This is a genomic window from Dyadobacter ginsengisoli DSM 21015 (assembly GCF_059568735.1).
The window spans coordinates 205,499-220,154 of sequence record NZ_JCANTY010000009.1 but is presented as its reverse complement, the minus strand read 5'-3'; the positions used below and the strand labels follow the sequence as shown (position 1 = coordinate 220,154).

14 protein-coding genes, 1 tRNA gene and 1 pseudogene are annotated in these 14,656 nt (G+C 48.5%); 10 read left to right on the top strand and 6 right to left on the bottom strand.

The window, feature by feature from the left end:
- The first annotated feature begins 13 nt into the window (after positions 1–13).
- Genes BP71_RS30185 through BP71_RS30170 form a run of 4 tightly spaced genes read left to right on the top strand, consistent with a single transcriptional unit; the run spans position 14 to position 2,823 of the window.
- Positions 14–256: a heavy metal-binding domain-containing protein gene (locus BP71_RS30185; RefSeq protein ID WP_496385334.1), complete on the top strand. Its 243-nt coding sequence runs from the start codon at positions 14–16 to the stop codon at positions 254–256.
- A 20-nt stretch (positions 257–276) separates the two neighbouring features.
- Complete coding sequence (locus BP71_RS30180) at positions 277–618, top strand: heavy-metal-associated domain-containing protein (RefSeq protein WP_496385333.1); 342 nt, start codon at positions 277–279, stop codon at positions 616–618.
- Positions 619–636: 18 nt separating this feature from the next.
- Positions 637–2,031: a hypothetical protein gene (locus BP71_RS30175; protein WP_496385476.1), complete on the top strand. Its 1,395-nt coding sequence runs from the start codon at positions 637–639 to the stop codon at positions 2,029–2,031.
- A 48-nt stretch (positions 2,032–2,079) separates the two neighbouring features.
- Positions 2,080–2,823 (top strand): class I SAM-dependent methyltransferase, encoded by a 744-nt coding sequence (locus BP71_RS30170; protein ID WP_496385332.1) that lies wholly within the window; start codon positions 2,080–2,082, stop codon positions 2,821–2,823.
- Between the two features lies 1 nt (position 2,824).
- Here BP71_RS30170 and BP71_RS30165 read toward each other — a convergent pair whose 3' ends face one another.
- The 4 genes from BP71_RS30165 to BP71_RS30150 all read right to left on the bottom strand — a co-directional run bounded on the left by BP71_RS30165 (position 2,825) and on the right by BP71_RS30150 (position 6,982).
- On the bottom strand, positions 2,825–3,283 hold the full coding sequence (locus BP71_RS30165) for a DUF6691 family protein (RefSeq protein ID WP_496385475.1): 459 nt from the start codon (positions 3,281–3,283) through the stop codon (positions 2,825–2,827).
- Positions 3,284–3,384: 101 nt separating this feature from the next.
- On the bottom strand, positions 3,385–3,960 hold the full coding sequence (locus tag BP71_RS30160) for a YeeE/YedE family protein (RefSeq protein WP_496385331.1): 576 nt from the start codon (positions 3,958–3,960) through the stop codon (positions 3,385–3,387).
- A gap of 86 nt (positions 3,961–4,046) precedes the next feature.
- Complete coding sequence (locus BP71_RS30155; protein WP_496385330.1) at positions 4,047–5,438, bottom strand: MBL fold metallo-hydrolase; 1,392 nt, start codon at positions 5,436–5,438, stop codon at positions 4,047–4,049.
- A 158-nt stretch (positions 5,439–5,596) separates the two neighbouring features.
- Positions 5,597–6,982 (bottom strand): MATE family efflux transporter, encoded by a 1,386-nt coding sequence (locus BP71_RS30150; protein WP_496385329.1) that lies wholly within the window; start codon positions 6,980–6,982, stop codon positions 5,597–5,599.
- 337 nt (positions 6,983–7,319) lie between these two features.
- Between BP71_RS30150 and hflX the strand changes: the two genes are divergently transcribed.
- The 3 genes and pseudogenes from hflX (at position 7,320) to BP71_RS30135 (ending at position 10,262) form a co-directional block, all read left to right on the top strand.
- A complete protein-coding gene (gene hflX, locus BP71_RS30145; RefSeq protein WP_496385328.1) occupies positions 7,320–8,555 on the top strand; it encodes a GTPase HflX in 1,236 nt (411 codons plus the stop codon).
- Positions 8,556–8,895: 340 nt separating this feature from the next.
- Positions 8,896–8,967: transfer RNA gene (locus tag BP71_RS30140), tRNA-Arg, on the top strand.
- A 187-nt stretch (positions 8,968–9,154) separates the two neighbouring features.
- Positions 9,155–10,262 (top strand): annotated as a pseudogene (locus BP71_RS30135) (IS3 family transposase).
- 104 nt (positions 10,263–10,366) lie between these two features.
- Here BP71_RS30135 and BP71_RS30130 read toward each other — a convergent pair.
- Together BP71_RS30130 and BP71_RS30125 are read right to left on the bottom strand one after the other, a co-directional pair.
- On the bottom strand, positions 10,367–10,693 hold the full coding sequence (locus BP71_RS30130; protein ID WP_496385327.1) for a hypothetical protein: 327 nt from the start codon (positions 10,691–10,693) through the stop codon (positions 10,367–10,369).
- Between the two features lie 1,041 nt (positions 10,694–11,734).
- Positions 11,735–11,941: a hypothetical protein gene (locus tag BP71_RS30125; RefSeq protein WP_496385326.1), complete on the bottom strand. Its 207-nt coding sequence runs from the start codon at positions 11,939–11,941 to the stop codon at positions 11,735–11,737.
- A 292-nt stretch (positions 11,942–12,233) separates the two neighbouring features.
- On the opposite strand from BP71_RS30125, the gene BP71_RS30120 reads away from it, so the two are divergent.
- The 3 genes from BP71_RS30120 to BP71_RS30110 all read left to right on the top strand — a co-directional run bounded on the left by BP71_RS30120 (position 12,234) and on the right by BP71_RS30110 (position 14,607).
- Entirely contained in the window at positions 12,234–12,491 is a 258-nt protein-coding gene (locus tag BP71_RS30120; protein ID WP_496385474.1) for a GlsB/YeaQ/YmgE family stress response membrane protein, read from the top strand.
- 339 nt (positions 12,492–12,830) lie between these two features.
- A complete protein-coding gene (locus tag BP71_RS30115; RefSeq protein WP_496385325.1) occupies positions 12,831–13,199 on the top strand; it encodes a hypothetical protein in 369 nt (122 codons plus the stop codon).
- Positions 13,200–13,317: 118 nt separating this feature from the next.
- Complete coding sequence (locus tag BP71_RS30110) at positions 13,318–14,607, top strand: glucuronyl esterase domain-containing protein (RefSeq protein ID WP_496385324.1); 1,290 nt, start codon at positions 13,318–13,320, stop codon at positions 14,605–14,607.
- The last annotated feature ends 49 nt before the right edge of the window (positions 14,608–14,656 follow it).

Here is a 14,656-nt window from a genome sequence, read left to right as displayed (position 1 = left end):
AAACTTCAACTGTATGAAACAAGTCATTTTTGCATCCCTGGTGTTTCTTTTCGCGGCCTGCGCGGGAAATAACGAAAAATCTGAAAATGCGGCTGCGGGTACGGAAGCACATGCGGTAAATGACAAAAAATATGCCTGTCCAATGAAATGTGAAGGCGAAAAAACCTACGAGGAGGCCGGCAAATGCCCGGTTTGCAAAATGGATTTACAGGAAGTAGCGATGGCCGATACCGATTCCACTGCCCATCAGCATTAATCATTCAAATTATTAAAACTATGAAAACGACCATTCTCAGCATTCTGACAGCCTTGTTTCTGGCTTTGAACGTCGCGATAGCCGACGGAGACAAAGAGGTTAAGATCAAAACCTCCGCCATTTGCGAAATGTGCAAGGCGCGCATCGAGCGAAACCTGGGCCTTTCCAAAGGGGTGAAAGAGTCGAATCTCGACCTGTCCAACAAGGTAGTAACCGTGAAATACAATCCGAACAAAACCACTCCGGAGGCCATTAAGGCAACCATTACCAGCACGGGATACGATGCCGACGAGCTGCCTGCAAACCAGAAGTCGCACGACAAATTGCCAAGCTGTTGCCGGAAAACTGCGGCGGCGCATTGATCACGAAACTACTTCATGATGCTTCTCAACAAACTGATCCTGATGACAGCCGCCGGAATGGGGGCTGTCATTTCACCGGCATTCGCACAGCACGAACACCATCAGGAGTCTGCTAAAGACACTGTTAGCCATGAAATGCATGACATGAAAAGCATGGATCATGGGCAAATGGACCATGATCAAAAGCAACATGGTACCTTACACATGACCCACAGCTTTTCATTAAGCCTGCCTATGACCCGAAATGGGTCGGGTACTGGATGGCAGCCGGACGCCACGCCCATGTATGCGTATATGAAGCACGGCAATAAATGGAATTACATGCTACACGGCAGCCTGTTCCTTCGCTACACCAGTCAAAACTTCAACAATAGCGGCAAAAAAGGATCCGATTCCAAATTCAGCATGCCCAACTGGTTCATGGGTATGGCGCAACGGCAGGTCGGGAAAAACGGATTGCTGAACATTCGCGCCATGGTTTCCCTCGACCGCGTTTTCGATGGAGGAGCTGGCTATCCCCTTCTTTTTCAGTCGGGTGAAAGCTGGAAAAGCAAACCGTTGATCGACCGGCAACATCCGCATGACCTGATCTCGGAACTTTCCGTCGCCTACACGCAGCGTGTCAACGATCAGATCGACCTCACGCTTTACGCCGGCTATCCCGGTGAGCCTGCATTAGGTCCGACCGCATTCATGCACCGGATGTCGGCATTCAATAATCCGGATGCCGTATTAGGCCATCACTGGCAGGACGCTACCCATATTACATTTGGCGTGGTAACCGCAGGTATCCGATACGGCAAATTCAAACTGGAAGGCTCGTCATTTACTGGTCGGGAGCCCGACGAAAACCGCTTCGATTTCGACAAACCGCGCTTCAATTCTCATAGTTACCGACTTCTATTCAACCCGTCGGCTAACTGGGCATTGCAGGTTTCAAGAGGTTTTATCAAAAGTCCCGAGCCCGCCGAACCGGACGAAGACGTGAACCGGACCACTGCCTCGGTACAGCATTCTGCCCAACTCAATGGTAAAAACAGATGGATTTCTTCCACGCTTGTGTGGGGCTTGAATGATGCCGGTGCCCATCACAAGGAAAATTCCGTTCTGGCCGAATCCAATGTCCAGCTGGATAAATGGGCTGTTTACGGCCGCTACGAATGGGTGCAAAAGAGCGTTAACGAACTGGGGCTCGCCACTTCTCTCGGCGAATTGGGTATCGAGCGACTCCCGGTTTCTATGTTTTCCCTGGGTTTGAACCGGCAGATCACTTCGTTCGGGAACACACTTTTACAAGCCGGAGGACAGATCAGCCTTTATTCCATTGACAGAATGCTCGAAGCCAGCTATGGTGGAACGCCGCTTTCGGGGCAGGTATACCTGCGCATTACCCCCGGATTAATGCGGATGTGAGTTCGCTTTTTTCGTAGTTTTGAATTTCTGATCAAACAAAAATACCCAGTGGCCTGGTACCATACCTATTTCAAAGGACTTCCGCAACGCGCCTGGAAACTGCACCAGGATGAAGAATATACCGAATATGAAGTCGATTTCCTGCGGGATGTGCTCGAAATAACCCCCGATAGTCTGGTACTGGATATGCTGGCCGGCTATGGGCGGCATGCATTGCCACTCGCCGAACAAGGCTCCTCAGTGACTTGTATCGATATTTCTGCCGAGTACTGTGACGAACTGCGTGCCATTGCGGAGCAGGAGCAATTACCGGTCAAAGTCGTTTGTGCCGATGTACTAGAATTGAATCTTCCGGAAGAAGCATTTGATGCGGCCTATTGCTTCGGCAACAGTTTTAGCTTTTTCCCAAGGCCGGAAATGCAACAATTCATCAGTCAAATAGCCTCGGTATTGAAACCCGGTGCACATGCAGCGATTCACACCGAGCACCTGGCCGAAAGCATCCTGCCTAACTTCCAGTCAAGGAACTGGATGCCTGTAAAAGAGGATATCGTCTATCTCGCCGAAAACGAATACCACGCCGCGGGAAGCTACATTGAAGCCGAGCAGACTTTTATTTCGGGTTCTGAAAAAGTGACGCACAACGTGCGCCAGCACATTTACACGCTGGGTGAGCTTACATTCATGTTCGAACGCGCCGGGATGACTGTGGTGGGGACGTTCGGTAACCTCGAAGCCGACCCGTTTATGCTGGGCGACGAGCAACTTTATCTCGTAGCACGAAAGCAGTAATTCAATGCGGAAGCTTTGCCCGGATCAGTCCATATACCCAGGTACCGGCAATCGCGCTCAACAAAGTAACTGCCACCGCGCCATAACCTGCTCCGATCTGCGCGAACAGCGGTCCCGGACAAGCGCCAGTAATGGCCCATCCGATGCCGAACACCACGCCACCATAGATCTGGCCCTGATCAAAAACTTTGTCGGCAATGCTCACATGCTCGCCGGATAAGGTTCTGATATCTAATTTCCTGATCAGCCAGACTGACAGCAGCCCCACCGCCACCGCAGAACCAATGACGCCGTACATGTGAAAGGAGTCCAGCCGGAACATTTCCTGTATCCGAAACCAGGACACGATTTCCGCCTTCACAAAAACAATCCCGAACACGATACCCACGATCATGTATTTGAGATTGGCTGCAAAACTTTCGGCACTTTCCTGGTGGTTGGCCCCGTCGCAGCCATCCATTTTGATGAGATCCGGTTCGTTATTGCCGAAAGCAGCAGGTTGATGTATTTTTTCCATTGTTGAGTGTATTTAATAAGTAAGGTAGCGGCCGCCTGGACCACTTACCTCACCAGACCGAGCAGAAAAGGAAGCAACAAATGTGTGCAGGCAAACCCACCCGCCATAAAACTGACCGTAGCCACGAGTGACGGCCATTGTAGATTAGAAAGGCCCATTATGGCATGGCCGGATGTGCATCCCCCTGCATACCGGGTTCCAAAACCTACGAGAAATCCACCCAGTACGAAGAAAATAGCACCCTTAAGGGTAAAGATATTAGCGAGTGAAAATATATCCGAAGGCATCAGTCCCGAAAAATCAGTAACTCCCAGGGACGACAAGGTCTGCCGGGTATCCGCTGAAACCACCATGTCATCGGGATTTCCCAACGCAAAATTTCCGACGAGACCGCCCACTGCAATACCGGCCACGAAAAACAGGTTCCAGGCCTCCTTCCTCCAATTGTATTTGAAAAACGGAATATTGGCCGGCACCACCGCCGCACAGATATGACGCAACGACGAAGAAATACCCAAAGATTTATTCCCAAGCAATAGCAATATCGGGACCGTCAGACCAATCAGCGGCCCTGCAACATACCAGGGCCACGGTTTTCGGAGCAATTCAATGATTTCCATGATTTGTTAGTTATTATATAGGATTTATATAGTATTTAATAAACTACATTCAGTTCGGTTATTTTGCTAAGCTATAATCAGCGGATTTATACTCCCGTCAAAACCGGCACGTCCGTCTTCAATACGGCTCCGTATCCGCCTTCGATATTGACTACGTCATCGATGCCCCGCGATTTGAGAATGGAAGCCGCTACCATCGAACGGTACCCGCCCGCGCAATGAATGTGAAGCGTTTTGTCTTTGGGGAACTCCTGCATCAAGTCGTTAATGTAGTCGAGCGGAAGGTTTCTGGCACCTTCGATATGGCCTGCCGCGAATTCATCGGGCTTCCGCACATCGATCACTTCCAGATCATCCCTTTCAAACCGTTCCGCAAACTCTCCTGCAGTTACCGACGCTACCGAATCCGTTTCCTTCCCGGCTTCTTTCCAGCTCTCAAACCCGCCATTCAGGTAACCAATGGTGTAGTCGTAACCCACGCGCGCAAGCCGCGTCACGACCTCCTCCTCCCTGCCCGGCTCGGTAACGATCATCAGTTGCTGTTTCAGGTCAGGAATTAATGCCCCTACCCAAGGTGCGAAACTGCCGTCTATGCCGATATTGATGGAATTAGGGATAAAACCTTTGGCAAACGCCTCCGGTTTCCGGGTATCGAGTATCAATGCGCCTGTATTATTGGCCTTTGCTTCGAATGCCTCCGGCGATAAGGCTTGATGGCCCCGTTCCAGTACGTCGTCGATGCTTTCATAGCCGTCGCGGTTCATCCGTACGTTTTCGGGGAAATATTGCGGCGGCTCGGTTAGCCCCGCAGTTACTTCGCTGATAAACTCATCTTTCGTCATATCGGGACGCAAAGCATAGTTGAACCGCTTCTGGTTACCCAGCGTGTCTGACGTTTCCTTGCTCATATTCTTCCCGCACGCGGAGCCTGCCCCGTGCGCCGGGTACACAATCACATCATCAGGCAATGGCATGATCTTCGAACGCAGGCTATCGTAAAGTGTACCTGCAAGGTCTTCCATCGTCAGCTCGCCTTTTTGTGCAAGGTCCGGACGGCCAACGTCACCTATGAATAGCGTATCACCGCTGAATAATGCCACCGGTTTTCCCGACTCGTCTATCAGCAGGTAACTCGTAGATTCCATGGTGTGTCCCGGTGTATGCAATGCCTTGATCGTCACATCGCCCAACCGGAACTCTTCCCCGTCCACGGCGATATGGGCCTTGAATCCGGTTTGTGCACCGGGCCCATATACGATCACCGCTCCTGTTTTCTCGGCCAGATCCAGATGACCGGACACAAAATCCGCATGAAAATGGGTTTCAAATACATACCGGATGCCAGCCCCGATCCTTTCAGCTTTTTGAATGTAGGGTGCCACTTCACGAAGTGGATCGATGACCGCCACTTCGCCGTTTGAAACTATGAAATATGCCCCCTGGGCAAGGCATCCGGTATAAATCTGTTCTATTTTCATGCGGATATGACGAAATGTATCACTGTTAAAACCCCAAAGGTCGCGTTTTTGTTTCGGGCTACCTCCGTCCCAGCTTGGAAAGGCAATAACGTACCACCACCAGACATGACCTGGCAAACGCAATCAATAAATGACTCCCTCTTATAATTCCAGGCATATCAGACTTTTACGGCCTTCCATCCCCCAAGACGGAACCGCCATATTCCCAGCATAGCCAGGATCGACTCCGCAATGGGTACCGATGCAAAAACTCCGACCGGTCCCAGTTCAAGGATAACGGCCAATATATACGCAACCGGAATTTCAATAGCCCAGAATGCGATGAGGTTCAAAACCGTCGGTGTCCTGGTGTCACCAGCGCCATTCAGCGATTGGATCACCACCATTCCATAGGCATAAAACCCGTATCCCATACACAATACACGAAGCGCCATTTTTCCCGTCTGCACTACATCCTGATGCGTGCTGAACAAACTGACAATGCTTTCGGCACCAATAAACATGAATACCGATAAGACAAGCAGGAAAATCAGGTTATAGGATGCACATTTCCAGACCGACGCCTCCGCGCGATCAGGCTTACCGGCACCCAGGTTTTGTCCGACCAGTGTAGCCGCCGCATTCGCAAGTCCCCAGGCGGGCAATAGTGTGAACATGATCACCCTGATCGCAATGGTGTAACCCGCTACAACGTCGCTACCGAATTCAGAAAGAATGCGTGTTAGGAAAATCCAGCTGGCTGATCCGATGAGAAACTGCACGGTGCCGCCTGTCGCCACTTTAATGATCGCCGTGATCGTCTCCATATTCGGCCGCAGGTCCTCCCATTGCAATCCCAACGCTCTTTTTCCTTTGGCTAGCGAAAACAACTGGTAACCCACACCTATCGAACGTCCCGTTGCCGTTGCCAATGCAGCACCAGTAACGCCCAGCTCAGGAAAAGGTCCGATACCGAAAATCAGGATCGGCCCCAGAAGCATATTGAACCCGTTCGCGATGATCAGCGAGCGCATGGCCGTTGCAGCAGCGCCCGCACCACGCAAGGCACCGCTCAGGGAGTAAAGCAAAACAACCACCGGACTGCTCAGGAACTGTATCCGGGCAAAGTTCGTCCCGGTTTCAATCACTTTATGATCCGCCCCCATCATCCGGAGAATATCCCCGGCGAGCCAGAAACCCAATACGGCTATCACCGAAGAAACAGACAGCGAAATAAATATGACTTGCCCTACCGCATGCCGCGCCTGCGCGAGATTACCTTCGCCGGTTCGCCGTGCGATAGTAGCCGTAGCAGCAGTACTCAAACCAATTGCGACGGAATAAACCAAGGTGATCACCGATTCGGTAAGCCCCACCGTGGCAACGGCCTCTGTACTGACTTTGGAAACAAAGAAAATATCAACCACTGCGAAGAGCGACTCCATGACCATTTCCAGGATCATAGGTACAGACAGTAAAAATATAGCGCGGTTGATGCTTCCTTCGGTGAAACTTTCTTCGGAGCCACGAATAGCCTGACGAAGTAGTTGAAACCACTTTTTCATGGATAATAGAAATTTGCAATAATGAATAAATAGAAATTGCACGACCAGCAACGGCCGTAAAAAAGTGCCTGTAAAAAAGGCGGAGAATGACGGGTGGTTAAGAATTAACCGAAGATGAGCACCAACATAGGCTTTATGAATTTGGGCAAAGATACAAAAGTCTTTTTTGAATAATCAAGCGAAAAAATGGATTTGTTAAATGGTAAATGTAATTTCACAAATTCCCGTGGTGAACTTTTGCCTTCGTCAAACCGTTCCAACCCTACCCATTTTCCGGCGTGCGGGTATGTTCAAAAAGGATTTCTTGCCGGAAAAACACAGCCAAAAAAACTAGTGCATGATTGATAAGAAAAAATTATATTCCACTGCCGCCCACAAGGAAACCGCCGTACTGGTCGCGGTAAGTACCCAAAAACAACCGGTCGAAAAAACCAAGGAATACCTGGAAGAACTGGCCTTTCTGGCGACAACGCTGGGAGTGGAAACCGTTCAAACCTTTACGCAAAACCTGGAACGGGCCGATATCCGGACTTACACAGGAAAAGGGAAACTCGAAGAAATCCTGATTTACGTGACTGCGAATCCCGTGGATATGATCATCTACGACGACGATCTTACCCCATCGCAGGTTCGTAACCTTGAAGCGGTTTTCAAAGATACCAAAGTAATTGACCGAAGCCTGCTCATCCTGGCCATTTTTGCAATGCGCGCCCAGACCGCCCAATCGAAATTGCAGGTCGAACTGGCACAATACCAATACATGTACCCGCGACTGACACGGCTGTGGACACACCTTAGTCGCCAGTCGGGTGCGGGTGTAGGTATGCGAGGTCCTGGTGAAACGGAGCTCGAAACCGACCGCCGGATCGTGAAAGACCGCATCGCATTCCTTAAGGAAAAGCTGGAAAAGGTGGACCGCCAGAGTGTAACCCGTCGTAAGGAACGGGACAGGCTCGTGCGCGTCGCCATTGTGGGTTATACCAATGTGGGTAAATCGACATTAATGCGCAACTTGTCCAAGGCCGATGTTTTTGCGGAAAATAAGCTTTTTGCAACTGTCGATTCTACTGTGCGAAAAGTCAATATGGAGAATATCCCTTTCCTTCTGACTGATACCGTGGGCTTCATCCGCAAACTCCCAACCACCCTGATCGAGTCGTTCAAATCGACGCTGGACGAGGTGCGCGAGGCGGATATTCTGATGCATGTAGTCGATATCTCGCATGCTTCCTTTGAGGAGCACCTGGACGTAGTGAACAAAACGCTTGAAGAAATCGGTGCCGCTAACAAGCCTTCGATTCTGGTATTCAACAAAATAGATCTTTACAAACCGTCCTATAACGCTGACGACGAGCCGGAAGAAGAAAGTGTATCTACCGAAAACATTCTGCAACAACTGAAACGCAGCTACATTGCGGAAAAAGCAGATCATGTGGTTTTCATCTCTGCCCAGCAGAAGGAAAATATCGACGAGTTGAAGCGGACATTGTTCTCGCTCGTAAAGGAAAAACACTTCTCTATTTATCCGAATTGGCTTGATCTCGGTTACACTCCGGTAGAAACTGAGGAATAATCATTTGTAATTCAAATGATTTTTTCCCAGTTTTGCACCCCCATTCCCGCAACTTGGGATGGGGTATCGACTGCGTAGTTCAACGGATAGAGCGGTCCGCCGCCCGATAGGAGTTTCCTAAACGCTAGATATGGGGCCGGGGTCGCGATCGACCGATTTCCGTCGCGGTCACGAAAGAATGGGAGTATAGTTCATTAAAATATTGACTGCGTAGTTCAACGGATAGAGCGGTCCGCCGCCCGATAGGGTTTCCTAAACGCTGGATATGGGGCCGGGGTCGCGATCGACCGATTTTCCGTCGCGGTCACGAAAGAAAGGGAGTATAGTTCATTAAAATATCGACTGCGTAGTTCAACGGATAGAATAGGAGTTTCCTAAACTCTAGATATGGGTTCGATTCCCGTCGCGGTCACGAAAGTATAACTTCACATCGTTATACATCCACAAAAAAGCGCCTTGCATTGCTGCGAGGCGCTTTTCATTTTAACGACTTCTATTTGATCCGGAAAAATTTAAGAACGTGGGATGTCAGCTTCCCCTAAAAGTGATCGTTGAATAAATGGAGCTTTCCGATTATATTTTCATAAAAGGAGAGGAACATGAAAAAGAATCGATTCAGCGAGGCCCAGATCGTGGCCATTCTAAAGCAGCAGCAAAACGGGCAAACAGTTGTTCAGATTACCCGTGAGCATGGAATCAGCGAAGCTACTTTTTACAATTGGCGGCAACGATATGGTGGTATGGAGGTTTCAGAGTTGAAACGGATGAAGGATTTGGAAGAGGAAAACAGGCGGTTGAAAAAGCGGCCGCCGCTGCGGATGTATGCGGAGTTGAGTTTGGAGCATGAAGTGGTAAAAGAGGCTTTGAAAAAAAAGTGGTAGGGCCTGCTCAGCGTCGTCAGTTTGCGCATTGGATTGTTAAAACAAAAGCTTTTAGCAAGCAGCGAGCTTGCCGATTAGCAGGATTAAGCCGACGGATGTTTGCTTATCAATCCAAGTGTCAACCCGATAATGAAGTTGAACAGGCCATTCAAGGTATTGCACGTCGCCATCCTGGTTGGGGGTTTTGGTGGCCGCCGCGCGGAAGATTCGTTACAGACTGCGCCGACAAGGATATTCTTTCAATCATAAGCGGATTTGGCGTATTTATCGCTTATTAGGCTTGAATTTACCTAGGCGTAAGAAAAAACGGTTACCAGATCGAATTCGACAACCCTTGGCAAAGCCAACAGGGCTCAACCAAGTTTGGTCGCTTGACTTTATGTCTGACGTATTGAAAGATGGACGTCGTTTTCGTACCTTAAATGTATTGGATGATTACAATCGGCAAGCAGTGGGGATAGATATTGACTTTTCCCTACCTGCAAAGCGGGTTGTCCGGCTTCTGGAACAGGCAATTGAAACACATGGCAAACCGAACTGCCTACGATGCGACAATGGACCTGAGTTTATCAGCATTGCGTTGACAGAATGGTGTGAATCAAATGAAATAGAACTGCGTTGGATACAGCCTGGCAAACCGACACAGAATGCGCACATCGAACGATTTAATGGCACTTTTCGTCGCGAGGTTCTTAATGCTTATTTATTCCGAAGTTTGCCACAAGTTCGAGAAGTGGTTGAACACTGGATTAACGACTACAATACTCAAAGACCACATCAAGCACTTGGCTTTTTAACACCAGATGAGTTTAAACAAACGGGATAAGCTCTATTCAACAATTGATCACCAAAGAGGGAATAACACAGGGACATTCTAAATTTTGACAATCAGACTGACACCGAAGTGTAATTCCCGAAAATATAAGGCGACTACGAGTACATTACCTTCAGCAAAGCGCTCCCAATCGTTTTTTCGAAGTTAAGCCAAGGTTGTGGTACACCGAGAAAAAGACCCGTCCAGAACGTAACCGCAAATGCAAACAGATACCCGCCCAGGGTCGGCACTACGGCTTCGATGGATATTTTGTCGGCGATACTAAAAATCTTCGCGCCAACCAACGCATTTTTTCTGACAAGCACATACCTTTCCTCATTGTCGTCAACAATCTTGTATCTGTAATGATCAGAAAGTCCGTTTTTCAGGATTGAAACAAGCTCTTGGCGAGATAACGATCTATTTGCAGTCAGGGTTTTCATAACATATCTGTTTAGCGCACGCTTCTAACTTACTAATGCAATGTATTACAACATCGTATCCCTGGCAAACAGATTGTGACAGAAGGATTCTTCATTCAGGTCTCAAAGGCAAATCAACGCAATACTTCATTGAAACGCAGGCTTACCTTGGTAAGTGTAAAGCCGGTTAGTCAAAAATGCATAACGCCAAATCAGTAATTCCCTTTGATCGTTAGCCTTAGAAACCTTCAATGTATCGTTCCGATTTCGAAGGTTTCTATATCTCCGGAGGTTTTTAATCTGTCTTTCCAAATCGCCCAGCTCTTCTTTGATTTGAGCTATCTCGATTTGTCTGATTTCCAAAGAGTCACGTATAATTTGGCTCCGACCCGCCCTTTGCCCTGCATCTCCGTTGTCAATATGGCCTCCCAGGCCAACTCTTGGCGGTGTCAATCTGCGAAATCCAGCGCTAGCCAAGTCAATTAATCGGTCGATTTGCTTCGAATAGTCGCCCCTACGAGGAGTAGATCTGCGAAACCCCGCGCTAGCCGAATCAATAATGCGGTCGATTTGTTTCGAATAGTCAACTTGGCGCGGCTTATCGACAACAATCACTTTGGGGGATGGTGCGGGCTTCCTTCCTTCCTCACGATAGAATTCTGTTATTTTTTTTGATAGTCGAGAGCAATGCATAAACTATCGATGTGCTTTTGAAGAGACATTTCGCTAATTATCCGGGAAGTGCTATCGGCTTTTATCTCGGAGTTTGAGAGTTTTTTACCTTGCAGAAAAAGCAATACCGGTGTAGCTGCCGTGACCACCCCTAACAGCCACAGCTTTAAATTCTTCATAGCCGCTTATTAATGAGCTGATTAAACATTTCCTGAAGCTGCTTATCATCAAGATTCTTTGACACAGGCGCCTGCTTTTCAGGTTGTTCGGCCAAGCCCTTGTCGTAGGCTGCATAAAGTTGCTTTTTAACGGTACTAACGAAATCCCCGCCAATACTCGATAGGAGAAATCCAAACACGATCGCCAGATACGTCCCGATAATTTTATCACTTAAAAAAAAGCAAATCTGTCGTCAGCTAGAAGACTCTCTACCAGTTTAGGGTAAAAGCCGATCAAAAAAATCAAGGCGATTCCGGTAATTGTGGCGATAAGTAATACCTTAAATCGTTCATTGTTCTCGTCATGTTCTCTTGCTTCAATTTCTGCAAGGGCATCAATGACCTCTTTCGTGTGAGAGATCGGGCGGAGTTCTTCCATAGAGATAGGCAGGTTTACAATTATTACTGAGGAGGTTACATGTTAAATTACGCACCGACGTCTATACGTAGCAATAACACGCTGATCTTTTTATTAACCGGTATACGTAAACACTTCCACTGACATTATGGGCGTTCCCATTGCCATCGCATCATACTGACCAGCGTTTGCCTGAGAGATTTGGATTGTGTCCAATTGTATCCTTGATTTTTATTACTACTATTATTGTGAAATACCCCTACACCGGGGCGCATGCAGTAAATCAAATCTCACTTAACTAAATTGGACTATGATCAATCTGCTTACTTCGATTTTGGTTGGAGCTCTTGCTGGCTGGCTGGCCGACAAAGTATTTAACCGGTTTTCCTTTTCGCTATGGGTGCAAATCGTGTTAGGTATTATCGGTGGATTTGTAGGAGGCTGGGTTCTTGGGGATGACTTGGAAACAGTGTTGGGACTTCCGTCATTGATTTCCAGAATTCTTACATCCTTCATTGGGGCCCTCATCATACTGGGCATTGCCGCTCTGATCAAAGGAAAAAAAGCTTGAATTGCTGCTTGGGATAATCGGAAATACCTGACCTCTTAGAGGAATATTTGGCTGTAATCCAGGCAGAGACGAACCAACGGCGCAGTTCTGAAACTCCAACTTCATTTCACAATACTTTAAAAAAGCGTCTTGCATTGCTGCAAGACGCTTTTTTAAAGTAATCCCATATATTCCGACGCACTTATTAAATTAGTTCAAAGCAATCCTTCCCACATGCCAAATAGCTATCTTTACCTTAGAGCGACAGGCAAGGCACCCGCCACCAAATCGATCCACGGTTTCAGCTTTTATATTTTTTGAAGAATTTATATTATTGTGTCGACTTAAAACACCTCTTCGATGATTAAAATGCTCTGCTTTTTCCTGCTGTTATCGTCCGGCGTCTTCGGACAGACTTTCTATGTGGAGCCTACCGAAAAAGGCTTTGAGAGAGAGATAGTCGAAAGGATCGGGTTCGCCGGTTTCAAAACGGTCGCAAAGAAGGAGGATTCTAAGTACACCATATCCTATCATTACCAGCAAAACCGCAGAAATCATAAATTTGAGGCGTACATAAAGGTTGTCGATTCAAAATCAGATACAGAGGTGTTCCGCACCAGCGTTGCAAAAAGAGCCTCCAATGCATTCAACGGGTACCAGGCCATGCCCTCCATTATCTCGAAATTGGCAGAGGAGGAACTGTTGCCAAAATTGCAGAAGGGCTTTTAGGCCGCCGCAACATATCGAAACAGAATTCGGTCAACTCCCAAAAAACAAAGACAGTATTCTTCCCTGCTGTCCGACTTATTAGGACGCTTTCAAACTCAACAACAAGGCGCCTAAACCAATGAAAATAACCTATTTACTTTTTTGCATCACTGCTTCCATTACCGGCTCGGTGGCACAGCAGGCAGCGAACCGCCCGACAGTCGTAGCAGGCTTTCCCGTCAATTATCAGGAAGATTCCGTCGGCACATACACACTTCCGGACCTGCTCAAAACCAGCGATGGAAAACCGGTTACCACCAGCAGGCAATGGACCACCCAACGACGCCCCGAACTGCTGCGCCTGGCAGAGCAAACCCAATTTGGTAAAACTCCGTCCCGGCCAAAGGATATGACTTTCCATACTTTCGACAAAGGTACATTGGCATTCAATGGCAAGGCGGTCAGAAAGCAGGTGACGGTATACTTTACGAAAGACACGTCGGCTCACAAAATGAATTTGCTGATCTATCTGCCGGCCCGGGCAACTAAGCCCGTGCCGCTGTTGATGCATATCTCGTTTGCCGCGTACAACCAGATCATCGACGACCCCGGATTACGGATGGGTGAAATATGGAATAAAGAGGGTAAGAAGGTAAAGGCTGATAAACCTTCCCCATTCGGCAAATTGAATGTAGCGCAATTCCTGGATGCAGGCATTGGGTTTGCGACGGTCTATTACGGCGACATAGAGCCTGATTTCAAAGATGGATTTCTATACGGGATCCGAAAAACCTATCTGAAACCGGGGCAAACCGAACCCGCTCCGGATGAATGGGGCGCGATCTCAGCCTGGGCCTGGGGATTGAGCCGTGCCATGGATTATTTTGAAACCGACCGCCAGATCGATAGCAAACGGGTCGCGTTACAAGGCGCATCGCGGCTGGGAAAAACGGTCCTATGGGCAGGCATACATGATACACGCTTCAAAATGGTGATAGCAAGCATCTCCGGTGAGGGCGGGGCCGCATTAGCCCGCAGAAATTACGGCGAAACCATCCGGCATATTTCCGACCCATCGCGCTATCTCTACCAGTTCGCCACCAATTACCACACCTATGCCGACAAAGTAGCCTCCATGCCAATCGACGCTCATATGCTCGTGGCACTCATGGCTCCACGACCACTGTTACTGCAAACCGGAAGCACAGACTACTGGTCAGACCCAAAAGGAGAATTCCTTTCTGCCATAGCGGCGGCACCTGTTTACCGGCTCTTCGGTGAAACCGCACCAACGGCTACCGCCATGCCCGCTGCCGGTGACACCTCATTGCTCATGAGCCACCTCGGCTACTACATGCATGAGGGTGGGCACACAGTCCTGCCCGACGACTGGAAACTCTTTGTCGACTATATGAAAAAATATCTCTGAGTAACTTCTTTCCAAATGCACGAAGGGCACCGCTATGGCGGTGCCCTTC